Annotated in this window: 21 protein-coding genes; 11 read left to right on the top strand and 10 right to left on the bottom strand. The window is 73.6% G+C overall.

Features of this window, described 5'->3' with window-relative positions:
* Positions 1–99 (top strand): acyl-CoA dehydrogenase family protein (locus ACFYMP_RS31405; protein WP_155525297.1); only part of this gene is annotated, 99 nt, incomplete at its 5' end.
* A 152-nt stretch (positions 100–251) separates the two neighbouring features.
* On the top strand, positions 252–551 hold the full coding sequence (locus ACFYMP_RS31400) for a hypothetical protein (protein ID WP_388863964.1): 300 nt from the start codon (positions 252–254) through the stop codon (positions 549–551).
* A gap of 18 nt (positions 552–569) precedes the next feature.
* Here the strand turns inward: ACFYMP_RS31400 and ACFYMP_RS31395 are convergent, their stop codons facing one another.
* Complete coding sequence (locus ACFYMP_RS31395) at positions 570–1,136, bottom strand: hypothetical protein (protein WP_388863962.1); 567 nt, start codon at positions 1,134–1,136, stop codon at positions 570–572.
* 86 nt (positions 1,137–1,222) lie between these two features.
* On the opposite strand from ACFYMP_RS31395, the gene ACFYMP_RS31390 reads away from it, so the two are divergent.
* The 4 genes from ACFYMP_RS31390 (at position 1,223) to ACFYMP_RS31375 (ending at position 5,146) form a co-directional block, all read left to right on the top strand.
* On the top strand, positions 1,223–2,581 hold the full coding sequence (locus ACFYMP_RS31390; RefSeq protein ID WP_388863960.1) for a WXG100 family type VII secretion target: 1,359 nt from the start codon (positions 1,223–1,225) through the stop codon (positions 2,579–2,581).
* Positions 2,578–3,351, top strand: coding sequence for a hypothetical protein (locus ACFYMP_RS31385; protein ID WP_388863958.1), 774 nt, complete (start codon positions 2,578–2,580; stop codon positions 3,349–3,351). The genes ACFYMP_RS31390 and ACFYMP_RS31385 overlap by 4 nt, the downstream gene beginning before the upstream one ends.
* A gap of 84 nt (positions 3,352–3,435) precedes the next feature.
* Positions 3,436–3,810: a hypothetical protein gene (locus ACFYMP_RS31380; protein ID WP_388863956.1), complete on the top strand. Its 375-nt coding sequence runs from the start codon at positions 3,436–3,438 to the stop codon at positions 3,808–3,810.
* An 85-nt stretch (positions 3,811–3,895) separates the two neighbouring features.
* Complete coding sequence (locus ACFYMP_RS31375) at positions 3,896–5,146, top strand: protein phosphatase 2C domain-containing protein (protein WP_388863954.1); 1,251 nt, start codon at positions 3,896–3,898, stop codon at positions 5,144–5,146.
* Here the strand turns inward: ACFYMP_RS31375 and ACFYMP_RS31370 are convergent.
* Positions 5,143–6,429, bottom strand: coding sequence for an LCP family protein (locus tag ACFYMP_RS31370; protein ID WP_388863952.1), 1,287 nt, complete (start codon positions 6,427–6,429; stop codon positions 5,143–5,145). The genes ACFYMP_RS31375 and ACFYMP_RS31370 overlap by 4 nt on opposite strands.
* Before the next feature lie 116 nt (positions 6,430–6,545).
* On the opposite strand from ACFYMP_RS31370, the gene ACFYMP_RS31365 reads away from it, so the two are divergent.
* On the top strand, positions 6,546–7,094 hold the full coding sequence (locus ACFYMP_RS31365; RefSeq protein ID WP_388863950.1) for an acyl-CoA thioesterase: 549 nt from the start codon (positions 6,546–6,548) through the stop codon (positions 7,092–7,094).
* Between the two features lie 170 nt (positions 7,095–7,264).
* Here ACFYMP_RS31365 and ACFYMP_RS31360 read toward each other — a convergent pair whose 3' ends face one another.
* Entirely contained in the window at positions 7,265–8,650 is a 1,386-nt protein-coding gene (locus tag ACFYMP_RS31360) for an LCP family protein (RefSeq protein ID WP_388863948.1), read from the bottom strand.
* 289 nt (positions 8,651–8,939) lie between these two features.
* On the opposite strand from ACFYMP_RS31360, the gene ACFYMP_RS31355 reads away from it, so the two are divergent.
* Positions 8,940–9,980, top strand: a complete 1,041-nt coding sequence (locus ACFYMP_RS31355) for a glycosyltransferase family 2 protein (protein ID WP_388863946.1) — start codon at positions 8,940–8,942, stop codon at positions 9,978–9,980.
* Between the two features lie 93 nt (positions 9,981–10,073).
* Here ACFYMP_RS31355 and ACFYMP_RS31350 read toward each other — a convergent pair whose 3' ends face one another.
* The 4 genes from ACFYMP_RS31350 to ACFYMP_RS31335 all read right to left on the bottom strand — a co-directional run bounded on the left by ACFYMP_RS31350 (position 10,074) and on the right by ACFYMP_RS31335 (position 16,141).
* The gene (locus ACFYMP_RS31350; protein WP_388863944.1) at positions 10,074–11,771 is read right to left on the bottom strand and encodes an LCP family protein; all 1,698 of its coding nucleotides are present in this window, start codon (positions 11,769–11,771) and stop codon (positions 10,074–10,076) included.
* Positions 11,772–11,888: 117 nt separating this feature from the next.
* The gene (locus tag ACFYMP_RS31345) at positions 11,889–13,670 is read right to left on the bottom strand and encodes an LCP family protein (RefSeq protein ID WP_388863942.1); all 1,782 of its coding nucleotides are present in this window, start codon (positions 13,668–13,670) and stop codon (positions 11,889–11,891) included.
* Between the two features lie 233 nt (positions 13,671–13,903).
* Positions 13,904–15,235, bottom strand: a complete 1,332-nt coding sequence (locus tag ACFYMP_RS31340; protein WP_388863940.1) for an LCP family protein — start codon at positions 15,233–15,235, stop codon at positions 13,904–13,906.
* A 150-nt stretch (positions 15,236–15,385) separates the two neighbouring features.
* A complete protein-coding gene (locus ACFYMP_RS31335) occupies positions 15,386–16,141 on the bottom strand; it encodes a TIGR03089 family protein (protein WP_388863938.1) in 756 nt (251 codons plus the stop codon).
* Positions 16,142–16,278: 137 nt separating this feature from the next.
* On the opposite strand from ACFYMP_RS31335, the gene ACFYMP_RS31330 reads away from it, so the two are divergent.
* From ACFYMP_RS31330 to ACFYMP_RS31320, 3 genes are all read left to right on the top strand, one after another.
* Complete coding sequence (locus ACFYMP_RS31330; RefSeq protein WP_388863936.1) at positions 16,279–17,634, top strand: peptidoglycan recognition protein; 1,356 nt, start codon at positions 16,279–16,281, stop codon at positions 17,632–17,634.
* A gap of 121 nt (positions 17,635–17,755) precedes the next feature.
* Entirely contained in the window at positions 17,756–18,847 is a 1,092-nt protein-coding gene (locus ACFYMP_RS31325) for a sugar phosphate nucleotidyltransferase (RefSeq protein ID WP_388863934.1), read from the top strand.
* 267 nt (positions 18,848–19,114) lie between these two features.
* Positions 19,115–20,116 carry a DNA-3-methyladenine glycosylase family protein gene (locus tag ACFYMP_RS31320; RefSeq protein ID WP_388863932.1) on the top strand — a complete coding sequence of 334 codons (1,002 nt, stop codon included), beginning with the start codon at positions 19,115–19,117 and terminating at the stop codon, positions 20,114–20,116.
* Positions 20,117–20,303: 187 nt separating this feature from the next.
* On the opposite strand, the gene ACFYMP_RS31315 is transcribed toward ACFYMP_RS31320, so the two are convergent.
* From ACFYMP_RS31315 to ACFYMP_RS31305, 3 genes are read right to left on the bottom strand one after another with little or no spacing between them, the layout of a single operon-like run.
* Complete coding sequence (locus ACFYMP_RS31315; protein WP_388863930.1) at positions 20,304–21,647, bottom strand: coenzyme F420-0:L-glutamate ligase; 1,344 nt, start codon at positions 21,645–21,647, stop codon at positions 20,304–20,306.
* Entirely contained in the window at positions 21,644–22,603 is a 960-nt protein-coding gene (cofD, locus tag ACFYMP_RS31310; protein WP_388863928.1) for a 2-phospho-L-lactate transferase, read from the bottom strand. The genes ACFYMP_RS31315 and cofD overlap by 4 nt, the downstream gene beginning before the upstream one ends.
* A gap of 60 nt (positions 22,604–22,663) precedes the next feature.
* Entirely contained in the window at positions 22,664–23,173 is a 510-nt protein-coding gene (locus tag ACFYMP_RS31305; RefSeq protein WP_388863926.1) for a cysteine dioxygenase, read from the bottom strand.
* Positions 23,174–23,937: the final 764 nt, after the last annotated feature.

Here is a 23,937-nt window from a genome sequence, read left to right as displayed (position 1 = left end):
TACCCCGTCGAACGCATGATGCGCGACGCCAAGATCACCCAGATCTACGAAGGCACCAATCAGGTCCAGCGCATCGTCATGGCCCGCAACCTGCCCTGAACGGTGTCCTGACACGCGAGGCCACCTCCCGGCGGCCGGCCCCCACCGGGACCGCCCGCCTCCCCTCGACGGGCCCGGACCGCTCTGGACAGCCCGACGGCGCGGAGGGTAGACAGGCATCGACCAGTGTCTCCGGCCGGAAGAGGGCGTCCGTGTCGTTCCTGAGGTTCCTGGGCGCCGAAGTGCTCGGTATGGCCAACACGCTGGAAAGAAGCGGCGGGCACATGAAAGGCGCCGCCAGGGACATGGCCCGTACGGATGCCGACCACATCGGTACGGAGGACCTGCACGCCGCCTGCGAAGAATTCTCCCATTCCTGGGACTACGGGCTCGGGCAGTTGTCGAAGATGACCAAGGGCATTTCGAAGTTCGCGGTGAAGACGTCGGACGAACTCTCCGCACTGGACGAAAAGCTCTACCGAGAGCTTACGGACCACCAGAAGTCCGCTTGAGGTACAGAGGCCTGGCGGTCACAGTGGATCCCAGCCGGCCGACGCCAGCAGGCGCGCCTTCCTGGCCCGGCGTCGGCGGCCCACCTCCGCTCCGAGGAAGTAGCAGGCCAGCAGAGCCACCCCTACCCCGCCGCTGATGAGTGTGGCCGGGGCGGGGAAGCCCTGGACCGCCAGCACGACGACCGCGAGCACCAGGAGACCGACAAGGTTCCGCACGACCCGGGTGCGGTAGACGGTCGTGGCGTCGATCACCAGCTGGGCGTGGAAGAGCCCGACGCGTTCCCGCGTCGCGCGGTCCGGCCGGAAGCCGCCCCCGGGGCGCATGCCGGGCAGCTGCCCGCCCGTCATCGCGTGCGGATGGCGGGCCAGGGCGGCCGCGGCGCGCCGGTCGGCGTCCGGGGTGCGACGGAACGCGTAGTAAGGGTTGTTCGCCGTGCGCGTACCAGCCGCCAGACCGGTGAAGCGATATCCGAAATCATCGGCAACGCAGGCGAACGCGGCGAGCTTCTTCTTTGTCGTCAGATGGGGGCGTACCGAGAATTCCGCCTCTTTGCGCGCAACCGCTCTGAACAACTCCTTCTTCATGTTCCCGCGCCCCATGTCCCGTTCCTTTCCCGAGGCAGCCGACTCCGGTTTAGAGTATTCGGGCAGTCAAAACGGGGGGATGGCACATGGTCGCTCACGCCTATCCGCATCTCGGATTCGACCCGGCTCCAGGAGATCCGGCATCGGTACGGGAGGTGGTCGCCACGGTCAGTCGTGTGGTTGGCGGTGGCGACTCCGCCCGGCGCGAACTGAACGGGCTCGGCAGCTCCGACGCCGTCTGGGCGGGCAAAGCCGCCGAGGCGTTCCGCGAACTCTTCGCCGAACTCCCGCCCTACCTCACCAAGGCGCTCACCTCCCTCGACGACGCCCGGCGCGCGCTGACCGAGTGGGAGAGCCAACTGGACGGATTCCAGTCCAGGGCCCGGCGTCTGGAGGAGGAGGCGGCCGAGGCGGCCCGCCGGGCGGGCTCCGCGCGCAGCGCCGTGCGACTGCTCCCCGGCCGTGGTACCGGCGAGGACACGAGGACCGCGGGCGAGCGTGAAAAGGACGAGAAGGACGCCAAGGACAGGAAGCGGGAGCTCAGGGAGGCCGAGGACGCGCTGAGCGAGGTCCGCGACCGGGCTCACGCCCTCAACGGCGAGTACGTCGTCGCCGCCGCCACCGCGAGCCGCCTGGTCAGGAACGCGGCAGACGACGCACCCCCCGAACCGGGCTGGTTCGACAAGGCGCTCGACTTCCTCGGCGGCCTGGCTTCCGACGTCTGGGACGTCGTGAGCGATCCGGAGGTGTGGAAACTCATCGGTGACGTCCTCGCCGACATCGCCCTCGTCGTCGGAGTCCTCGCGATCTTCGTCTCCGGACTGGGGATGCTCGCCTTCGTACTGTGCGTCGGGGCGCTCGCCTTCCACCTCGCGGCCAAGGCCGGCGGCGCCGACGTGAGCTGGGAGACGATCGCCTGGGACGCCGTCGGAGTCGTCGCGGGCGGCATCAGCCTGGGCGGCGCCGCCCTCGCCAAGTCCGGCCGCGCCCTCGTCGTCGCCGGCCGCGAACTACGCCTCAGCTCCGGCCTCATGGCCACGCTCGGGAAGATCGGCCGCGGCAACCTGTTCTCCGGGCTCGCCAGGATTCCCAGCGGGATGGCCAATTCGGCCCGGGGCCTCGCGACGGCCGGCAAGGGCTGGGCCTTCGTGAAGGCGGGCAACGCCGTCGACTCCGCGGCGACCTGGGCGGGGGCCGCGCTCGGCATCGGCTCCAACATGCACAGCGGCACGATCGGTGACGGGCGCTGGACGGACGGGAGATGGGAACCGGGCGATGCCCCCGTCGTCGGCCCCTTCGTCAACTACTTTCGTCCCGCGGAGGAGACCACCCCCGGCGCCGCCGCGCCGTCCCGCCCGGTCCTCGACACCGGGGCGACCCTCACCTCCGCCGGCACGACCTTCGCCAGCCACCTCGACCCGTCCTCACTCGGGGCGGCCGCGTGAGTACGGACGGCCAGCGGTACGGCGGCACTCTCCCGGACGGGGCCACGACCTACTCCTACGCCTTCCGCCATCAGGTCCCCGAGGAGTTCGTCGAGCTTCCCGAGGCCGAGGCCGAATCCGCCGAGGGCTGGCGGCGGGCGATGGAACGCCTGATGCCGGATGCGGACGAGCGGGAACGCGAGATGTCGGCCTCCGCGCTCCGCGCCCCGCTTCCGCTGCTGGAGGCCGGGGGGACCACGCTGCTCAGCGCTCTGTGCGTGGGCAGTGAGGAGGTGGACGGTACGGAACGGCTCTCCATGGGGCTGCTCGCGGTGAGCGTCCGGCACAGCCCGCACGGCCCCGCGCGCAGACTGGCCACGGCCGAGGCGATCTACCGGTCCACCGAACGCACGTTCTTCGACGGACTACCGCCCGAACGGCTCACCCCGCTGGACCTGCCCAGGGGCAAGGGGGCACAGGGCCCGCAGGACATGGTGCTCGCCGTCGTCCTGCCCGCCGGACCCGCGGTGATGAGTACCTCGCTGCGTTCCCTGAGGCTGCCCCCGGTGGACGTCGGGATCGAGACACCGCCGCTGGCCATGGCCGCGCTCCAGCTCGTCGCCCCCGCACCGGCCGGGTACTGCGTGTACGTCACCCTTTCCACCCCCTCGGTGTTCCTGCTGGACTCCTACAGCGCGCGCCTCTCCCACATCGCCCGCACGCTTGTCTTCGACGAGGTGGCGGCGCCGGTTGGGGCGGTCGACGGGCGGCGCGCCGCCTCCCGGGCGTGACCTCTCCGGCGGTTCCCGCGTGACCCCTGACCCACGAACGGCGTTGTCCCCTCCGTACGCACCGCCGCAGAGAGGGAAGCCCCCGTGAAGCACGCCAAGCACGCCAAGCGCTCGCACACCGCGCAGTACGCCAAGGCCGCCGCCGTCGTCACCGGCGCGGTGCTCGCGGCGGGTGCCGCCGCCCCCGCGTTCGCCGCCCCGGCGCCCGCCCCGTCGTCTCCCGTCCAGTCGCTGCCGGTGCTCGGCGGGACCCTCGGAGGGCTGTCCGGCGGCGAGGTGCACCAGACCCCGCTGGACGACCCGCAGGTCGGCAAGGTCGTGCACTCCGTCGAGCAGACCGGCGGCGCGCTCCTCGGCCAGCTCATGGCGGCCCGCGCCGGGGGCCACCAGCAGGGCAACGCGCCGATGGTCGGCGGACTGCCGCTCAGCGCCCTGCCCCTCAGCTCACCGCTCGGCTGACGACCACCCCCACCCCGCTCCTCCCCGCCCCGGCCGGCCGCCCCGCGCGCGCCGCCGGGGCGCCCACGTCTTGCGGAAGGTCCCGATGGACGACATCACCGCCCGGCCCGCCGACCGCTACGAGGCGCTGGCCCGGCACGAGGAACGGCTGCGGCGCGAACGGCGTCAGGCCACGGCCTCCGCTGTACGGCAGGCCGCTTTCGAGGCCCGCCGCCCGCCCGCCGGACGCCGCAACGCCGCCCTCGACGCGCTGCTGCCGCCCGCCAGGGAACCCGTCGCCGCCCAGGCCGGGGCGGGGAGCCGGACCGGGTACGCGGGGGCCACCGGCGGACGCCCCGGAGCCGGCGGGTTCGACGCCTTCGCCGACTCCGCCATCGCCGTCGTCCACCCGGCCGCCGGGCAGGAGGTCGACCTCGACCTGCGCCTCGGAGCGCCCCCGGCCGCCGTACCCGCCCCCGCCCGGCGGCCCGCACGCCCGGCCCGCCCGCCGCTGCCCACACGCGGCACCCTCACCGACGCCGCCGAGGACTTCGAGGGCGCGCTGCTGCCCGACACCGTGCTCGACGCCGCCGAGAGCGGAGCGCTCAGCGTCCGCGCCGTGTCGGTACGCGCCGAGCGCTCCCGCCGCCGAGGACTGCCCCGCAGGGACGCGGTGTGCCTCGCGCGGTACGGCTCCGGGCTGCTGCTCGCGGTGGCCCGGGGCCAGGGCACGGCGGCCCGCGCGCACCTCGGCGCCGAGCAGGCGTGCCGCTTCGCCCTCGCCCACGTCGTCCGCGAGGCCGCGGCCGTCTCGGCCGCCCTGCGCGCGGGCGACCCGCACGCCTTCGGCGCCTTCGCGGACCGCGCCGTCACCTCCGTCGGCGCGCTCCTCGAACACAGCGCGCACAGCGCCGGCCGCGCCCCCGGCGAGTACGCGACGGCGCTGCGCCTGCTCCTCGTACCGCTGGAGCCCGACGGCGGCCGGCCGGGGCTCGTCGCCGTCGGCGAGGGCGGTACGGCGCGGCTGCGCGAGGGGGTCTGGGACGGCAGGCCCGGCGCGGGCGCCGGGACCGGGAGCCTGCCCTACGGGCGGGGCGGGGCCCGGCCGCCGGTGGCCCGGCTGCTGGAACCGCTGCGCCCCGGCGACGTCCTGGCCCTGGGCACCGAGCCGCTCGACGGCGACCGGCTCACCCGCGAGTACCTCGCGACGGCCTGGGGCGAGGGGCCGGTGCCACCGCCGGCGGAGCTGCTGCGCCAGGTCCAGCACCGTCTCCCCGCCACGACGGCCGACGCCGACCGCACCGCCGTCGTGCTGTGGCGGAGGGCCGGCGCCGGAGCCGGGGGCGAGGGCCTCTAGTTGCCCGAGACCGTCACCTTGTCGTCGTTCTTCAGTTCGCTCACGAGCTGCTTGACCTTCGGCATGTCCCACTGGAGGTTGCCGCCGACGCTGCCGGAGATCGGCATGTTCATCGACTTGCCGTCGCCGCCGGTGACGCCCTTCATGGCCCAGAACATCGAGGCCAGGTTCCACAGGCTCATGTCCTTGTCGACGATGAGCGTGTCCAGGCCCGAACCCATCACCGGGTAGAGCTTGAAGGGGTTGAGCAGCGTCGAGGGCGTCGCCGTCTGCGAGGCGAGGGCCGCGAGGAACTTCTGCTGGTTCTTCGTACGGTCCAGGTCGCTCGCCGCGAAGGCGTAGCGGGTGCGCACGAAGGCGAGGGCCTGCTGGCCGTCCAGGGTCTGCTTCCCGGCCTGGAAGTCGGCGCCCGACTTCTTGTCCTTGAACGCCTTCGGGATGTCCAGCTCGACCCCGCCGACCGCGTCCACGATGCTCGCGAAGCCGTCGAAGCCGATCTCCGCGTAGTGGTCGATGCGCAGACCGGTGTTGTACTCGACGGTGCGCACCAGCAGCTCGGGACCGTCGAAGGCGTAGGCCGCGTTGAGCTTGTTCGCGCCGAGCGGGCCCTTGATCTGCCCGGACTCCGAGCCCCGGAACTTCGGGATCGTGACGTTCGAGTCGCGCGGCAGCGAGATCATCGTGTTCCCGTTGTCGCCGACGTGCAGGATCATCATCGAGTCGGTGCGCTTGCCCTCGGCGGAGCCGGTGTGCAGCCGCTTCTTGTCCTCGGCGGACATCCCCTCGCGGCTGTCCGAGCCGACGATCAGGTAGTTGGTGCCCTTCCCGCCGTCGGGCCGCTCGATGACCTTCGAGAGGTCGACCTCGTGGCGCAGCTTGCCGCCGGCCCAGAAGTACGTGGAGACGCCGGTCACCACGAAGGCGACGACCAGGACCAGGACCGTCCACTTGACGCGACGGCCCCAGTTCGGCGCCGGACGCGGGGAACGGGCGGGAGACGGACCGCCGGGGCCACCGGGGCCGCCGTCCCCGGGACCGCCGGGGGAGCCGTAGACCTGGCCGGTGTTGTAACCGCTGTCGTAGCCGGCACCGTCCTGGTAGTACCCGTCCTGCCGCGGTCCGTGTCCCTGCTGCGGGACCGGGCTGCCGGGCGGCGCGACGGGGCCCCCGCGCCGTACCTGCGGCATGACGCGCGCGCCCTCGGGCTGCGGTGCGGCGCTCCCGCGTCCGTAGCCCCGGCTGTCGCGTCCGTTCTCGCCCCGGCTGTCCGGCCAATCGCTCATACCGACAGTCTGCCGTTCGGGTGGCGCTCCCATACAGGGCGGTGGGGATTTCGGGGCCCGGCTGTTGCAGAGCTGATGCAAAGCGGGGGTGAATGCCCCGGCATAGGGTGGACGGCATGACTGACCAGGCACCGCTCGCGCAGCCGGGGACCGGGGGAAAGCCCACCTCCGCCTCGCGCACGACCCTCTCGCACATCATGACCGCCACCGACACCAACCTCTACGGCACCGGCCACGGCGGCGTGATCATGAAACTGGTGGACGACGCGGCCGGGGCGGTGGCCGGGCGGCACTCCGGCGGGCCCGCCGTGACGGCCTCGATGGACGAGATGGTCTTCCTGCTGCCGGTCCGCCTCGGCGACCTCGTGCACGTCCACGCGCAGGTCAACTGGACCGGCCGGACCTCGATGGAGATCGGGGTGCGGGTCATGGCCGAACGCTGGAACGAGTCGACCCCGGCGCAGCAGGTCGGCACCGCCTATCTGGTGTTCACCGCGATCGACGCGGAGGGCCGCCCCCGGCCCGTACCGGCTGTGCTGCCGGAGACCGCGCGGGACGAGCGGCGGTTCCAGGAGGCGCAGATCCGCCGTACGCACCGGCTCGCGCGGCGCCGGGCGATCAAGGAGTTGCGGGAGCGGAGGATGGCTTCGGGGCTGGACCTGTGAGGTGTGGGCTCCGCCCGGGGTGGAGGGTTTGACGGTGTCCGGGCCCGGTGCGGGGGTCCGGGCCCGAGTGGTCACCCTCGCGGGGCTCCGCCCCGGACCCCGCTCCTCAAACGCCGGAGGGGCTGGTTTTAGCGGGCTGGTGTTGCGGGCTCCGCCCCGGCCCCCGCTCCTCAAGCGCCGGAGGGGCTGGTTCTGGCGCCGTTTCCTCCGCAGGTCACCTCGTCGCCCCGTACCGCGCCGTAACGATTCTCCTTGGGGGCCGCGCTCGGGTCCTCCGCGCGGACCTTCGTCACTTCGGCAGAGGTCCCGCCCGTGACGACCTCGATCGTCGCCCCGAGGCCGGGCCGGGCCGTCAGTTCCGCTCCCGGCAGGGCCGCCGCCACCGACTTCGCCGAGCGGTCCCAGCGCGGGTCGTAGAAGACCGTGGTCCGGGCCTGTGGGGCCTCAGGGGGCCGGGCGGTGCCCGGCGTGCTCCGGAATCCCGTCGCGTGCAGCGCCTCCGCGACCCGGCGGGCCAGCCCCGCGTCCCCCGTGCCGTTCTCGACGCGCACCGTGATCTGCTGCGGCGGGACGTCCACCTGCTTGGGCGGGGCGGCCCGGCCGGTGTCGCGGTGGTGGGCCAGCGGCCGGTCCGCGCGCAGCGCCGCGAACAGGGCCCCGGCCCTCTTCGGCTCCCACACCAGCGTGGCCCCGATCCCCGGCACCGAGCGCCCCTTGCCGGCCAGCGGCATCGAGACGAACTCCGAGGACGAGGGGTTCAGCCCCCGCGTCGCCCGCGCGAGGTCCAGCATCTGCTCGGGGCCGAAACCGCGGTCCGCGCGCACCGAGCCGAACAGCGCGCCCGCCACCTCGCGCAGCCGCACCGGGTTGAGCAGCGTCCCGGTGCTCGTGGCCCGGTCCACGACCGCCGCGAGGAAGCGCTGCTGGCGCTGCATCCTGCCGAGGTCGGAGGCCGCGTCCACGTGCCGGGAGCGGACGTACTGGAGGGCCTGCCCGCCGTTCAGCTCGTGGGTGCCCGGACTCAGGTCGAGGCCCGTGTAGGAGTCCTTGAGCGGCCGGGTGGTGCAGACGTAGACGCCGCCGAGGGCGTCCACGGTCCGCATGAAGCTCGTGAAGTCGACCTCCAGGTAGTGGTCGATCTTGACCTGGGTCAGCTTCTCCACGGTCCGCACGGTGAGCTGCGGGCCGCCCTCCGCGTACGCCGCGTTGAGCTTCACGGGGTGGGCGCGGTGGTGCTCGTGCGAGGTCCGGTCGGTGTGCGGGGGCAGCATCGCGTACGAGTCGCGCGGCAGGCTCACGACGCTGACCCGGGAGCGGTCCTCGGACAGGTGCACGATCATGAGGGTGTCGGTGCAGTGGCAGGGCGCCCCGCCCAGCCGGTACTTCTCCCGCTCGGCCTCGCTGATCCGGTCCCGGCCGTCCGTCCCGGCCAGCAGCAGGTTCGTGCCGTGCCCGGCGTCCGGGCGGTCCTGGAGGTTCTTGAACGCGTCGACCCGGCCCAGCTCCCCGTCGATCCCGCCGAGCACGGTGTGCCCGACGCCCGCGCTCAGCAGCACCGCCAGCGAACAGCCCGTGAAGCCTCTGGCCGCCCAGCGCGCGACCCCGCGGCGCGGACGGCGGCCCCGGCGGAGGCGAGCGCGGCGCGCGGGGGCGGGGCGGCGGGGCGAGGGGGGCGGCACAGCGGGGCACCTCCGCGCTGGACGGGCGAAAAGGGGCTTCCGCACCCTTCTACGGACAGCGATCGGGCAACGACCGGCGCGACAGTACGCCGGCCCGGCCGAGGGGGACGGAAGCGACCGGTCCGGCACGCACCGCGTCCCCCCTTTGGCGGTAATCTGACCGGCGATGAACGCCAACTCCGACGCGCCGCGCCCCGCCGTCTCCGTGATCATGCCCGTGCTCGACGAGGAACGGCATCTGCGTGACGCCGTACACGCCATCCTCGCGCAGAACTACGCGGGTGAGATGGAGGTCGTCATCGCTCTCGGCCCCTCCACCGACCGCACCGACGAGATCGCCGCCGAACTGGTGCGCGAGGACCCGCGGGTGCACACCGTGCCCAACCCCACGGGCCGCACCCCGGCGGCGCTGAACGCCGCGATCAAGGCGTCCCGGCACCCCGTCGTGGTCCGCGTCGACGGGCACGGCATGCTCTCGCCGGGCTACATCGACACCGCCGTCCGCCTGCTCGCCGAGACCGGGGCGCAGAACGTCGGCGGCGTCATGCACGCCGAGGGCGAGAACGACTGGGAGCGCGCCGTCGCCGCCGCCATGACCTCGAAGATCGGCGTGGGCAACGCCGCCTTCCACACCGGCGGCGAGGCGGCCCCCGCCGAGACCGTGTACCTCGGGGTGTTCCGCCGCGAGGCCCTGGAGCGGCAGGGCGGCTACAACGTCGAGTTCGTCCGCGCCCAGGACTGGGAGCTGAACTTCCGCATCCGGGAGGCCGGCGGGCTCATCTGGTTCTCGCCCGAACTGCGCGTCTCCTACCGGCCGAGGCCCACCGTGAAGGCCCTCGCCAAGCAGTACAAGGACTACGGCCGCTGGCGGCACGTCGTCGCCCGCTACCACGAGGGCTCGATCAACCCCCGCTACCTCGCGCCGCCCACCGCCGTGTGCGCGATCGCCGCGGGCGTCGTGGCGGGCGCCGTGCTCACCCCGTGGGCCTTCCTCGTCCCGGCCGCCTACCTCGCGGCGATCCTCGCGGGCTCGGTGCCCGCGGGCAAGGGCCTTTCGCTGAAGGCCCGCGCGCAGATCCCCGTGGCCCTCGTCACTATGCACATGTCCTGGGGCTGGGGCTTCCTCACCAGCCCGCGCTCCCTGGCCCGCAAAGTCATCGCGAGCCGCCGGCCCGCCGTCACCGCCGAGCAGACCCCGGCCGGCTGACCGGGCCCGCCCGCTCCGGTACGGGGACGGGGCGCCCTCCCGAGCGGAGGGCGCCCCGTCCCCGTACCGGCGGCAGAACCGGTACCGTCCGCGTCACCAGCTGAAGTCCGGGTCCACCTTCATGCACGCCGTGTCGTCCGCGCCGTTGAGCGCGTCCGCCGAGAGCGGCAGCTCGTCGTCGTCATCGTCCTTCTTCGGGTACCGCGTGCCCTCGCGCCAGTCGGAGCCCGCGATCACCGTGACCCCGGTGACGTCGGCGCTCTCCTTGACCCGGCGCAGCGGGATCTTCAGGGCCTTCGCCACGGACTGCGCGTCGGCCTCCTGCGCGGTGCCCGGGTAGCGCACGACGGTACGGTCCTCGGGTTCGACGTGGTCCTGGTCGGCGTGGGCCTGTGTGAAGCCCGCGCCGCTCAGCGCCGTCGCGAGGACACCCGCCCGGCCCGGGACCAGCGCGAGCTGATCGGTGGCCGTGGCGTTGCGCACCGACACCGCGATCCGGCCGGGCTGGGCCGCCTGGTCACTGATGTCCTTGACCTTCGGCTTCTTCTTGTCCTTGCCGTCGAGGGCCACGTCCTCGCGCAGCAGCCGCCACAGCTTCTCCGCGTCCTTCGGCTTCGGCGCGACCCGCGCGCCCTCGTACACGAAGGGCATCGTCGCGAGCGTGATGCGCTCGGGCGGCACCGCGCGCAGGTCGTTGCTCAGGTCGTACAGCTTCTTGACGCTGCCGAGGTCCTGGTCGACGGTGAGCGCCTTGGTCGCCTCCTCGGCGAGCGAGCGCAGCTTGCCGGGGTTGCTGAGCGTCGCGTTCTCGCGCAGCTCCCGCACCATCGAGCTCATGTACATGTGCTGGGCCTGGGCGCGCCCTATGTCGCTGCCGTCGCCGAAGCCGTACCGGGTGCGCAGCCACTGGAGGGCCTGCTCGCCCTGCACCGCGTGCGTGCCCTTCTCCAGCTTCAGGCCGGAGCCCTTGCCGGCGGAGGTGTGCGAGTAGATGTTCCGGTCGACGCACACCGGGACGCCGCCCACCGCGTCGGCCATCGAGACCACCCCGGCGAAGTCGACCATCATGAAGTGGTCTATGTGCACACCGGTGTTGGCCTCCCAGGTGGCGACCGTGCAGCCGGGGCCGCCGCGCCCCAGGGACTCGTTGGTCATCCGGCGGCCGGTCGTGGCGCGGTAGACCTCGCCGGTCTTCGGGTCGGTGCACTCCGGGAGCTTGAGCAGGGTGTCGCGCGGCATGCTCACCACCGACATGTTGCCGCGGTCCGCGGACACGTGCACGAGCATCTGCACGTCGGCGAGCGGGGCGGCGCCCACACTGGACTTCGCCCCGCCGAGCTTCAGGTTCTCCTTGGTGTTGCGGCTGTCGGAGCCGATCACCAGGATGTTCAGCGGGGTCTGACCGGCCGTGTTGGGCTTCGGCGCGGGCGGCCGCTGCTCCGGTGTGCCGGCCGTCAGGTCCGCCTTCTGGATGTTGTCGTTGAGGTGCTGGTAGTACAGGTAACCGGCCGCCGCCGTGCCGGTTATCAGCACCGCGAGCGTGACCGCCGACCAGCGCAGCGCGCGCCGCGCCCCGCCGTGCCGCTTCGGCCCCGCGGGAGGCCCGTCCTTCGGGGTGGCCGCGCCGGGCCGCGCGCCGGCGGGCGCCCCTTCCGCGTCGGGGCCCGCGGCTTCGGGCTCCGCCTCCTCCTCCGTCACGGTGCCCACCGGCTTCGGCCCCGGTGCCTCCCCCTGCCCGGTCTGCCGGTCGTCACGGGCGCTTTCCGGCCCGCCCACCCTGCCACCAGCCATCGTCCGTCCTGCCTTCCCACCCCTTGCCGCGCGCCACGGCAGCGCCCCCGCCCTTCTCCAGACACGTCTTCGGGTGAAAACGTTGTACGCGGAGAAGGACGGGGGCACCGCCGTCGATCACTTGGCACACACTTGTTTGTCCGCCTCGGTGCGCTGGATCTCCGCCGGGGCCTTGGCCGGGGCCTTCAGCGCGATCCCCGCGCCCTTGAAGTCCTTGCCGAGCACCAGCTTCATCGCGGGCAGCCCCTGGTCGTTCTCGATGCCCTTGCCCGGTTTCAGGGCCGACCCCGGCAGCCCCATGACGTCCGCCAACCTACGGGCCTGCGCCGCCTGGTCGGGGGCGTAGGAGAGGGTCGTGGTGTCCTGCTTGGGCGCGTTGCCCCGCTGACTGGACTTCAGGACGCCCTGGTTGTTCTGCAGCCAGGTCAGCTGGGCCTGCGCGGCGCCCGTGATGTCGCCGCCGTTGTAGATCTCGACGCGCACCTCGGAGGTCTCGGCCCGGGTGCCCTTCAGCCGCGCGTCCTCGGCCTTCTTCTTGGCGCTCGCCGCCTTGCTCTCCTTGGCCTTGACCTCGGTGAGCGAGACGTCGTCCTTCATCATGGCGAGCAGCGGATCGGCCTTCGCCTCGTCGACGACGACCGTCACCGGCTTCGGCTCCTTCGGGTTGTCGACCACCGGCAGCGTCGTGAAGGTGATGTTCTTCGGGTCGACGTGCTGCAACTCCAGGCCCAGCTTGGTGAGTTTGCTGAGGCTGCCGATGCCCTCGTCCACGCTGAGCGCCTTCGTCGCCGCGTTCGCCACCTTGAACATCTTGCTCGGACTGGTCAGCGTGCCCTCGGACTTGAGCTTGCGCACGAGGGAACCGAGGAACTGCTGCTGCACCTGGATGCGGTCGAGGTCACCGTGGTTGCCGAAACTGTGCCGGGTCCGGACGAAGGCGAGGGCCTGTTCGCCCTCCACGACGCTCTTGCCCGCCGGCAGCTTGAGGTGCGAGTCCGGGTCGTCGACCGGTTTGGCGACGCACACCTCGACCCCGCCGACCGCCGTGGACAGCGACTTGACCGCGTTGAAGTCGGCCATCATGAAGTGGTCGACCTTCAGGCCGGTCAGCTGGGTGACGGTCCGCATCGTGCAGCCCGGGTCCCGGTCGTCCTGGCCCAGGCTCGTGTTGAAGCGGACCTGCTGCGTCCCGGCGATCGTCGTGACGCTGCCGTCCGCCTGCTTGGTCGGGCAGTCCGGGACGTCCGTGATCAGGTCGCGCGGGATGCTCAGCGCCGTCGCGTTGCTGCGGTCCGCCGAGACGTGCAGCAGGATGTTGGTGTCGGCGTGGCCCACGCTGCCCTTGTCGCCGTAGCCCTCGTTGCCCTTGCCGGTGCGTTTGTCGGTACCGATGACGAGGATGTTCAGCGGGGTGTTGTGCCGGGCGACCTCCTTGGAGCCCGCGCCCGCCGTGTCGATCGTCTCCAGGTTGCCGTCGAAGTGCCGGTACAGGAAGAAACCGGTGCCGGCGACGGCGACCAGGAGGAAGCCGAGGCCGCCCCCGGTCCACATCAGGGCCTTCTTCTTCCCGCCGCCCTTGCTCGCCCGGCGCTTCGCGGCCCGCCGCCCGCCCGGCGGCGGCACGGCCTCCTTGCGGGCCCTGGCGCGGCCGCCCTGGGCCGGCACGGTCGGGGCGGCGGAACGCTCGCGTCCCCCCTGCGCCGTCCTGCCGCCGCGCCCGCCCCCGGCCTCGGGGGAGTGAGCGGTCCGCGCGGACTGTGGGCGCCGGGCCCCCGGGACGCGGGGTGACTGCGGTGCGGAGGTGTCCAGTCGCAGTTCGTAGTCGCCGGTCTCCGGATTCAGTACCCACTGGTCTGCGGGGTCGATGTCGTCCCCCCGCCCACGGCCTTGCGCGTCCACGGTTGTCCAAATCCTCCGTCAGGGCCACGCGGCGCCGTCCCGCCCTCCAGGTGGGCCGGAGGAATCAGGCGGGAGGCGCTCGGTTGTTCGGTGGCGCACGACGGGGTCGCGCGGCCATCGGGACGCTCACCCTAGCGGCCGCTTTCGCCCCGTAGCGACGGCGGTGACACATTCCACTTCCCTTATAAGCGGGCAATCCATGGCAATTACGGAAAGCGTTGGTCCAGTGACGGTCATTCCTTTACTCGCGGCGTGGGACAGGCCCCTCCGGTGGCCGCCGCGCCGGGACGTCGTGAGGCCCGGCCCCCCTCGCTCTCCCGCACCCCCGAGGGACGCGCCGACGGGGAGGCGGTGGAGGGGGAGGGCGAGGCGGACGGCGAGGGGTCCACCGTCACCGGGGCGTCCTCGCGCAGCTCCTCGAAGAGGCGTCCCGCGTCCGGCTGCCTGAGCTGGTCGCGGTTGGGGTTCCTGACGTACGACTCGCGCGGCACCGTCATGAACCGCACGCGCCCGGGGGGGACCGAGCGCAGGCCGCGCACCAGTTCGTACAGGTCCCGCAGGCTCGCCAGGCCCGAGTCCGTGGTCAGCGAGGAGGTCGCCGCGTCCAGCACCGGATACAGCTTCGCCGGGTTGAACAGGACGTCCCCGCCCCGCATCTTCGCCACGAGGGAGGCGAGGAAGCGCTGCTGCCGGTCCATCCGGTCGGTGTCGCTGCCGTCGCCCAGGCTCTTGCGCGCCCGTACGTAGCCGAGGGCCTGCTCCCCGTCGAGGTTCTGGGCCCCCGAACCGAGCCGGACGTGCGCCTCCCGGTCGTCGATCGGCCGGGGCAGGCACACCCGGACCCCGCCCACCGCGTCGACCATCTTCTTGAAGCCCTCGAAGTCCACCACCATGTAGTGGTCGACCCGGATGTTCGTGAGCTTCTCGACGGTGCGCACCGTGCACGCCGTACCGCCGTTCTCGAACGCCCAGTTGAACTGCGCGAACCGCTCCCGGGCGCGGCCCGAGCCGGCCCGCCGGCAGGCGGGGATCGCGACCATGAGGTCCCGGGGGAGCGAGACGGCCGTGGCCCGGTCCCGCTTCGCCGACACGTGCAGCAGGATCGTCGTGTCCGACCGCTGGGTGCCGACGTCCTTCCCGTACGCGCCGTTCTCACCGGCCCGCGAGTCCGAGCCGATGAGCAGCACGTTCTGCGCGCCCTTCGCGAGGTTCTCCGGGCGTTCGCGCTCGTAGCGGCGCAGTTCGGCGGCGGCCCGCTCGTCCTGGCTGATGTTGTGGTCCAGCTTGCTGTACAGCCCCCAGCCGACCCCGCCGGCGGCCAGCAGCAGGACGCACGCCCCGGCGGCGCCCCAGCGCAGCCAGCGGCGCCCGCCGCGCCGGCCCGGCCCCCCGTCGCCGCCGCTCCCCGCGTCCGGGGCGCCGGGGCCGCGGGTCCCCCCGTCCCGGCCGCCCCCGCCGGTACGGTCCCGGCCCTCGGGAGTGTCTGCGCTGTCGGCCACTCGGCGTCCACCCCTCGTGCTCCTGAGCGCCAGGACCCGGCTGCCTGGTCGTCGTCCTACGACCATGGACCGCCCGGACCGTCCCGGCTCGCCGCCCCGGCCCGCACTGGGCCGGACGGGTGAGCGCGCGCGCCCGTCCGGGGCGTACGACGGGCGGGGCCGTTACGGAGCGGGGGCGGCGCGCCGACGGGGGGCACCGTCACCGCGGTGGCACCGTCACGAGACGACCGGCGCCGTCACCCGCTCGTCTGCCACCCGGCGCTCCAGGGCCTCGGGGGCGAGCCGGTCCAGGTGGCGGCACAGGACGACGGAGCCGCCCGCCGCCAGCGGCGCGTACAGCCCGGCCGACAGGCCCTCCCACGTACCGAACGAGCGGCCCGAGAGCAGCCGTCCGCCCCCGGCGATCCCGAGGACCTCGGCGTCCCCGGTGGCCCGCTCCACCAGCTGGAGCCCGCTCAGCTCCGTACCGGCCACGAGGAGCGCGGGCTCCTCCGGGTCCACCGGCGCGAAGGGCGCGAACCGGTCGCCCTGGCCCGGCACCTCCACCGCGTAGTCGAGGAAGCCCTCCGGCGGCCGCGGGAAGCGGCCGCCCAGCGGGCGCAGCGCGAGCGCCACCCGCTCGCCCCGGCAGGCGCGCGCCGCCTCCAGGGAGTCGGGGCCGCTCACCACGAGGTCCGCGCGGGAGGGATCGCCGTCCACCTCGACGCACACGCCGACGGAGGCGGCGGCCAGCAGCCACACCGCGCTCTGCCAGTGCGCGGGCAGCAGCAGCGCGAGCCGGTCACCGGGCCCGGCCGCGAGGTCGCCCTGCAACAGGTTCGCGGTCTTGGCCACCCAATTGGCGAAGGTGGCCACGGACAGTTCGACGCGCTCGCCACTCGCGTCGTCGTAGAAGGTCACAAGGGGGCGGCCCGGATCCGTGTCGAGCGCGGATCGCAGCAGGTCGGCGGGGGTGCGGTCGAGAGCGGTCACCCGGCAAGGCTACGCGGCCCGCCGGGCGCGGCGCCGGCCGGCCACCACCCGGCGGGGCGGGCCCCGCGGCGACCGGGCGCGACACGCCGACAACCCTCCGTGGACAGCCTCGTGACGATATGTCCACTATCTGTTTTATGCGCTCTCTTCTGGTCTCCTCGGCAAGCGTCACCTGCGCGGCCGTCCTCGCCCTCCCGCTCGCCGGACCGGCCCTCGCCTCCCCGGCTGGCGCCCCCGCCGCACGCGCCGTCACCCACTACCCGGACCCGCCCGCCGGCCGCCGCACCGACCCCTTCGCCGGGGGGCCGCCCGCCGCTCCCGGGGCGCCCCGCTCCGACAGCGCCGTCCCCGGCTCCACCCAGTCGCTCGCGCTCACCCCGCTCCCCGGCGACCGCTCCACCGGGATCTCCCCCGGCGAGGGCGTCGGGCGCCGCGAGGTGCGCCCCTTCTCGCTCGCCGGAGTCGTGTGGGACGACGCCTCCCGCGAGCTGAACGCGCGCGTCGAACTGCGGACCCGCGACGCCGCCACCGGGACCTGGAGCGGGTGGCGGCGGCTCGACACGCACGACACGGGCCACGCCGCCGACCGGGACAGCGCCGAGTCCCGCTCCCCGGCGCTGCGCGGCTCGACCGCCCCCGTGTGGCTCGGCGCCTCGGACGCCGTCGAGCTGAAGGTCATCCGTGAGAACGCGGACACCCCGCTGCCCGAGGGGCTCCACCTCGAACTGGTCGACCCGGGCGAGGCCCCGCCCGGCCAGGACCCCCGCACCGCCGACCCGGACACCGGCACCGGCGCGGACGGCACGGTGCTCCCGGCGCTCGACAAGGCGGCCACCGAACGCGAGGCCCGCGCCCAGGGCGCGGAGGGCGTCACCTCGGGCCAGGCGCACATCGGCCCCCGTCCGCGCATCGTCACCCGGGCCGGCTGGGGCGCCGACGAGGACCTGCGGGAGCGGGAGTTCAGCTACACGAACACCGTCAAAGCCGCGTTCGTGCACCACACGGCCGAGGGCAACGACTACACCTGCGAGGAGGCCCCCGCCGTCATCCGCGGTATCTACCGCTTCCATGTCGAAAGCAGCGGCTGGCGCGACATTGGCTACAACTTCCTCGTCGACAAATGCGGGAACGTCTACGAGGGCCGGGCCGGCGGGGTGAACAAACCCGTCATGGGCGCCCACACCCTCGGGTTCAACAACGACAGCACCGGGATCGCCGTCCTCGGCACGTTCACCGAGGTGGAGCCCCCCGCCGCCGCCCTCGACGCCGTGGCCGCGCTGACCGCCTGGAAACTCGGCCTGCACGGACGCGACCCCGAGGGCAAGGAGACGCTCGTCTCCGACGGCGGCAATCTGTACGAGAAAGGGGAGAACGTCAGCATGAACGTCATTTCCGGACACCGCGACGGTTTCACCACCGAATGCCCGGGGGAGCGGCTGTACCGGAAACTCGGCACGATCCGCACGAAGGCGGCCGCCCTGCAAGGACGCTGACCACGGGCCGGGGCGCGGACCGCATTCCCGGGGCACCGGCGGGGGCCGCCGGAAAGATCTGCATAAACTGTCCGGCCGAAAGACAGTTCGGCCGGCCCCAGCAGGAAGCAGAGAAGTCATAGTGACTCAGGCAGCGGAAGCGATCCTCCTGGTGGGCGGCAAGGGCACCCGGCTGCGCCCGCTCACGGTGCACACCCCCAAGCCGATGGTCCCCGCCGCGGGCGTTCCCTTCCTCGCCCACCAGCTGGCCCGTGCCCGCGCCGCGGGCGTCGAGCACATCGTGCTCGCCACCTCGTACCTGGCCGAGGTGTTCGAACCGTACTTCGGCGACGGTTCGGCCCTCGGCCTGCGCCTGGACTACGTGACCGAACGCGAACCCCTCGGCACCGGCGGCGCCATCCGCAACGTCGCCGGCCACCTGGAGTCCGCGCCCGGCGACCCGGTCCTCATCTTCAACGGGGACATCCTCACCGGCCTCGACATCGAGGCGCTCGTGACCACCCACGTGGACAGCGGCGCGGACGTCTCCCTGCACCTGAGCCGGGTCGAGGACCCGCGCGCCTTCGGCCTCGTCCCGACCGACGCCCGGGGCAGGGTGCTCGCCTTCCTGGAGAAGCCGCAGACGCCCGAGGAGATCGTCACCGACCAGATCAACGCGGGCGCCTACGTGTTCCGCCGCTCGGTGATCGACTCCATCCCCCAGGGCCGTCCCGTCTCCGTCGAACGCGAGACCTTCCCCGGCCTGCTGGAGTCCGGCGCGCACCTCCAGGGCATGGTCGACTCGACGTACTGGCTCGACCTCGGCACCCCGCAGGCCTTCGTCCGCGGCTCCGCCGACCTCGTCCTCGGCCACGCCCCCTCCCCGGCGGTCCCCGGCCGCTGCGGCGAACACCTCGTCCTGCCCACCGCCCAGGTCGCCCAGGACGCCAAGCTCACCGGCGGCACCGTCGTCGGCGAGGGGGCCGTCATCGGCCAGGGCGCCCGCGTCGAGGGCAGTACGGTCCTGGACGGCGCGGTCGTCGGGGCGGGCGCCGTCGTCCGCGACTCCCTGGTCGGCGCCTCCAGCCGGATCGGGGAGCGCACCGTCCTGGACGGCGCCGTCATCGGGGACGGCGCGATCGTCGGCGCCGACAACGAACTGCGCGGCGGCGTCCGCGTGTGGTGCGGCGCCCGGCTCCCGGACGGATCGGTGCGGTTCTCCTCTGACCAGTGAGCCAGTGAGCCAGTGAGCCAGTGAGGGGGCACGGTCGGTTTCTCCTGGACCAGTGAGGGGCGAGCGCGGTGCGCCGGAGTGGCGACGGGGTGGCCGACGCCGGGCCGGTGACAGGTCCGCGGCGGTCCCGGGCCGGTGAGAGGTGGCCGACGCCGGGCCGGTGAGGCGGCGCGCGCACGGCGCCGCACCCGCCGCGCCCGGACCGTGTGACCTTTCCCCGGCCCCCGGTCCCCGCAGCTCCCCGGCCCCTCCCGGTACGCTCGCCGGGTGGCCGGCCGTTTCCCCTTGCGCACCCCCAGCCCCTCCGGGGGCGGCCCCCGCCTGCCCGGAACACGCACCGGCGGCAGCGGGGACACCACAACCGCCCGCACCCGGAGCTGGACGGCCGCCGCCCCGCTCCACCTCCCGCAGGTGCTCGGCCCGCTGCGCCGGGGTCCCGGCGACCCCACCTTCCGGCTGACCCCCGACGGCGCGGTGTGGCGCGTCAGCCGCACCCCGCTCGGCGCCGGCACGCTGCGCGTGAGCGCCCGTGGGGCCGAGGTCAGCGCGCAGGCGTGGGGCCCCGGCGCCGAATGGCTCCTCGACGGGCTGCCCGCGCTGCTCGGCGCCGAGGACCGGCCCGAGGAGTTCGTCCCCCGCCACCGGCTGATCGCCCACAGCCACCGCCGCGTACCGGACCTGCGCCTGACCCGTACCGGACTGGTCCTGGAGTCGCTGATCCCCTCCGTGCTGGAGCAGAAGATCACCGCCGACGAGGCGTACCGCGCCTGGCGCCGGCTGGTCACCCGCTTCGGTGAACCGGCGCCCGGACCCGCGCCGGAGCGGATGGCCGCGATGCCCGCGCCCCGCACCTGGGCCCTCGTCCCCTCCTGGGAATGGCACAAGGCGGGCGTGGACGACAAGCGCGCCTCGACGATCCTGCGCGCCGTACGCGTCGCCGCCCGTATGGAGGAGGCCGCCCGCATGGCGCCCGCCGAGGCCCGCGCCCGCCTCGAAGTGATCCCCGGCATCGGCCCGTGGACCTCCGCCGAGGTCGTGCAGCGCAGCCACGGCGCCCCCGACGAGATCACGACGGGCGATCTGCACCTGCCCCGCGTCGTCGGCTACGCCCTGGCCGGGGACCGCGAGGCCGACGACGCCAGGATGCTCGACCTGCTCGCCCCCTACGCGGGCCAGCGCCACCGCGCCGCCCGCTACATCCTGCTCACCGGCCACACCCCGCCCCGTCGCGCCCCGAAGATGCCGAGGACGGACATCGGGCTGCTGTGACCCCCGCACGGCCCCGGCTCACCGCACGGTCCCGGCTCACCGCACGGCCCCGGCTCACCGCACGGCGGCCGCACCGAGGCCGGGCCCCCGGTCCCACCGGCCCGCCCCGGGCGCCCGCCGCACGGGCGCCCTCGTACCGCGACGGGTGACCGCTCCCCGCACCCCCGGCCCCGCGCGGGGCCGGGACTCAACGCACCGTCAGGAAGTCCTCCGCCGACCGGGCCGGGCGGGCCGCGGGCTCGGCCGCCGGGTGGCCGATCGCGACCGCGCCCATCGGGTCCCAGTTCTCCGGCAGCTCCAGCACCTCGCGGACGACCTCGCGGCAGAACATCGTCGAGGACACCCACGCCGAGCCCAGCCGCTCCCCGGCGAGCGCGACGAGGAAGTTCTGCACCCCGGCCCCGGCCGCCACCACGAACATCTCGCGCTCCGCGGCGTCCCTGCGCGGATCGCCGTAGTGGTGCGAGCCGTCCATGACCAGACACGGCACCGCGAGATACGGCGCCGCGCGCAGCACGTCCCCGCGCCGCACCCGCTTCGCGACCGACTCCTCGCTCTTGCCGTCCCGGCGCAGGTCCGCGATCCACGCCTCCCGCATCGCGTCCAGCAGCCGCTTCCTGGCCGGCTCCGACTCCAGCAGCACGAAACGCCACGGCGTCGTGTGGTGCGGGGCGGGCGCGGTCACGGCGGCGGCCACGGCACGGCGCACCGCCCCCGGGTCGACCGGCTCCTCGGTGAAGGCGCGCACCGTACGCCGCTGGGTGACCGCCTCGCGCACCGCCTCGGAGGTGCCGAGCCGGAACATGTCGTCGCGCGCCCCGCGCACCAGAGCCCGTGCGCCCGGCTCCTCGCCGTCCGCCGACAGCAGGTGCGGCAGACCGCGTACGACGGCGACCGGGCGGCCCGCCGCCTTGCCCTTCACGAGGTCCCCGGCGGCGGCCAGCTCGTCGGCGCTCGCCACGACCGTCGCGCTCAGCGGATTGCCGTGCGCGTCGGTGCCGCCGCGCAGGTCGTCGAGGACCCGCACCCCGGCCGCGCCGATCGCCACGTCGGTCAGCCCGCTGCGCCAGGGCCGACCGAAGGTGTCGGTGACCACGACCCCGACGTCCACGCCGAGCGCGGCCCGCAGCCCCTCCCGCAGGACCCGCGCCGAGGCGTCGGCGTCCTCGGGCAGCAACAGCACCGTCCCGGCGGGGGTGTTGGAGGCGTCGACCCCGGCGGCGGCCATGACCAGGCCCTGCCGGTTCTCGACGATGCGCAGCGTCCCGCGCCGCGCCACGACCCGTACCGTCTCCGCGTCGATGGCCTCCTCGCGGGAGTCGGCGGCCACGATCCGGCCCTCCGCCTTCGACACGATCTTGGAGGTCACGAGCAGGACGTCCCCGTCGGCGAGTTCCGGGGCGGCCCCGGCGATCAGCTTCGCGAGGTCGTCCCCCGGCCGCACCTCGGGCAGTCCCGGCACGGCCCAGACCCGGTAACCGGCGGAGGGCTCGGCGGACCGGGCGGGCACGGCGGAGGGCTCGGCGCTCATACCCGTACCTCCTCGGCGAGATCGAGGGCCTCGCGGGCCATCCGGGCGGTGGCGTCCAGGTCCGTCATCAGCAGCGGTACGGCCCGGCAGCGGATGCCCTCGGCCTCGATCCGCTCCACCGAGGCCGCGTCCACGGTGTCCACGAGCCACCCGTCGAGCAGCCCGGCCCCGTAGTGCTCGGCGACCGCGGCGGCCGTCGACTCGACGCCGACGGCGGCCAGCACCTTGTCGGCCATCCCGCGCACCGGGGCGTCCCCGACGATGGGGGAGAGCCCGACCACCGGGACCCCGGCCTCCGCGATGGCCTCCCGGACACCGGGCACCGCGAGGATCGTGCCGATCGACACGACCGGGTTGGACGGCGGGAAGAGCACGACGTCCGCCCGCGCGATCGCCTCCAGCACACCGGGCGCCGGCTTCGACTGCTCGGCGCCCACCGGGACCACGGCCAGCGCGGGCACCGAGGCCCGCATCCGCACCCAGTACTCCTGGAAGTGCACGGCCTTGCGCTCCCCGTCCACCTCGACGGCGACATGGGTCTCGACGCGGTCGTCGGACATCGGGATCAGCCGCACCCCGGGCTGCCAGCGCTCGCACAGCGCCTCCGTCACGGCGCTCAGCGGATAGCCCGCGTCCAGCATCTGGGTGCGGACGATGTGCGTCGCGAAGTCCCGGTCGCCGAGCCCGAACCACTCCGGCCCGACCCCGTAGGCGGCCAGTTCCTCCTTGACCCGGAAGCTCTCCTCCGAGCGCCCCCAGCCCTGCTCCTCGTTGATGCCACCGCCCAGCGTGTACATCACGGTGTCGAGGTCCGGGCACACCTTCAGCCCGAACAGATGGATGTCGTCACCGGTGTTGCCGATGACTGTGATGTCCGTGCCCTCCGGTACGGCCCGCTGAAGGCCCCGCAGGAAACGAGCACCGCCGATACCTCCGGCCAGAACAACAATGCGCATGGACGTCAGTCTCTCAGGCGGGCTCCGCCCGCCGCCGGGGGGCGGTCGTCCTGCGGGCGCTCAGCCGAGGCCGGCCGCCGCCGGGGTCGCGCAGCCCGCCGCGGCGTGCAGGGCGCGCATCGGCATCTCGGTGAGCCCCGGGTAGTAGACGTGCAGGCTCACGGCCGGCTCCAGACCCCCGTTGACGACCTCGTGGGCGTACCCCGGGGCGAACACGCGCTGCGCCCCGGCGCCGAGCCGGTGTTCCGTACGCGCCGTGCGCTCGGTCAACTCGCCCGCCAGGACGGTCAGTACGCCACTGGAGGGCCCGTGGTCGTGGGCCCCCGTGCCCTGTCCGGGCAGCCAGGACAGCAGCCACACCTCGTAACCGGGCCCGGTGCGCAGCCGGTGGTACCAGCGGCTGCTCGCGTTGTAGCGGACCAGCGGGGCCCACTGCGCGGGCTCGGCGGCCACGGCGCGGGCGAGACCGGCGAACTCCGCCACGGTCTCGGGGTGCTCGCGCCGGGGGCGGAGCAGGTGCGGGACCTCAAGGAGGTCCCCGGCGATCTGGAGATCGCTGTCGCTGTTCATGGGGGAGTGGTTCCTCGGCGAGTGCGAAGGGCGCGCCCGGGGCGCGCGAAGACACGGGGAAGACTCAGGAGAGGGAGGCTGCGGTGCGGCGGTGCGCGCGGGCCGGTCCCGGACGGGACGGGCGCGGGGCGTCAGCCTTCAGAGACCGCGACCACAACACGTACAGGAGTACGCGCACGCGCCGGTACACGGACCCGTACACCGGGGGCCCGTCCAGAGCGGGCTCGTACAGACGGAGGCGACATCGCTTCGCGTGCGGGCAGCGCCGAGGGCCCTGCGAGAGCAGGTCCGGAAAGTGGCTGAAGACGCGAGCATGCCCACAAGGCAAGCGCCTCACACATGTGATGTCAACTGACGACCGAACCCCGGAACGTGATTCACCCCATTGGGTCGAGCGCACTGCTGAAAGGTTTGTGCAGCGTTTCCACGGGACACATGGGGCAGCAGCCGGTTTATGGAAACGCCGTTGTCAGGTCGTGATGGTTCTGTGATCCGGCTCGCAGTGAAGCTCTCCGGGCAACGGGCTCCGGTGCGGTGACGTCTTCTCAGGTGATGAGGGGCCCCGCATGGCGGAGCCGGAAGTGTGTTGCGGTTTAGACCGATTTGAACACTTTCCGTACCCCCTTGGTTCCGCAGAGTGAATAAGGGGCCCAATAGCAGATCTCGGCTTGACTGCCCCGGATCAGCACACTTGTAATTTCACTCGTGTCGTTTGGTCGCCATCGGTAACGGCGACATCACGGGGACGTAAAGACAGACGAGGG

The sequence above is a fragment of the Streptomyces sp. NPDC007088 genome (assembly GCF_042869355.1).
Lineage (GTDB): Bacteria > Actinomycetota > Actinomycetes > Streptomycetales > Streptomycetaceae > Streptomyces.
The sequence above is the reverse complement of the archived record's forward strand: the minus strand, read 5'-3'. Positions and strand labels throughout refer to the sequence as shown.

What these genes read in the sequence shown, in the direction of transcription:
- ACFYMP_RS31395 (WP_388863962.1), bottom strand. Translation starts at nt 1,136, where the DNA reads ATGAAGAAGGAGTTGTTCAGAGCGGTTGCGCGCAAAGAGGCGGAATTC.
- ACFYMP_RS31390 (WP_388863960.1), top strand. Translation starts at nt 1,223, where the DNA reads ATGGTCGCTCACGCCTATCCGCATCTCGGATTCGACCCGGCTCCAGGA.
- ACFYMP_RS31375 (WP_388863954.1), top strand. Translation starts at nt 3,896, where the DNA reads ATGGACGACATCACCGCCCGGCCCGCCGACCGCTACGAGGCGCTGGCC.
- ACFYMP_RS31370 (WP_388863952.1), bottom strand. Translation starts at nt 6,429, where the DNA reads ATGAGCGATTGGCCGGACAGCCGGGGCGAGAACGGACGCGACAGCCGG.
- ACFYMP_RS31365 (WP_388863950.1), top strand. Translation starts at nt 6,546, where the DNA reads ATGACTGACCAGGCACCGCTCGCGCAGCCGGGGACCGGGGGAAAGCCC.
- ACFYMP_RS31355 (WP_388863946.1), top strand. Translation starts at nt 8,940, where the DNA reads ATGAACGCCAACTCCGACGCGCCGCGCCCCGCCGTCTCCGTGATCATG.
- ACFYMP_RS31350 (WP_388863944.1), bottom strand. Translation starts at nt 11,771, where the DNA reads ATGGCTGGTGGCAGGGTGGGCGGGCCGGAAAGCGCCCGTGACGACCGG.
- ACFYMP_RS31340 (WP_388863940.1), bottom strand. Translation starts at nt 15,235, where the DNA reads ATGGTCGTAGGACGACGACCAGGCAGCCGGGTCCTGGCGCTCAGGAGC.
- ACFYMP_RS31330 (WP_388863936.1), top strand. Translation starts at nt 16,279, where the DNA reads ATGCGCTCTCTTCTGGTCTCCTCGGCAAGCGTCACCTGCGCGGCCGTC.
- ACFYMP_RS31315 (WP_388863930.1), bottom strand. Translation starts at nt 21,647, where the DNA reads ATGAGCGCCGAGCCCTCCGCCGTGCCCGCCCGGTCCGCCGAGCCCTCC.
- cofD (WP_388863928.1), bottom strand. Translation starts at nt 22,603, where the DNA reads ATGCGCATTGTTGTTCTGGCCGGAGGTATCGGCGGTGCTCGTTTCCTG.
- ACFYMP_RS31305 (WP_388863926.1), bottom strand. Translation starts at nt 23,173, where the DNA reads ATGAACAGCGACAGCGATCTCCAGATCGCCGGGGACCTCCTTGAGGTC.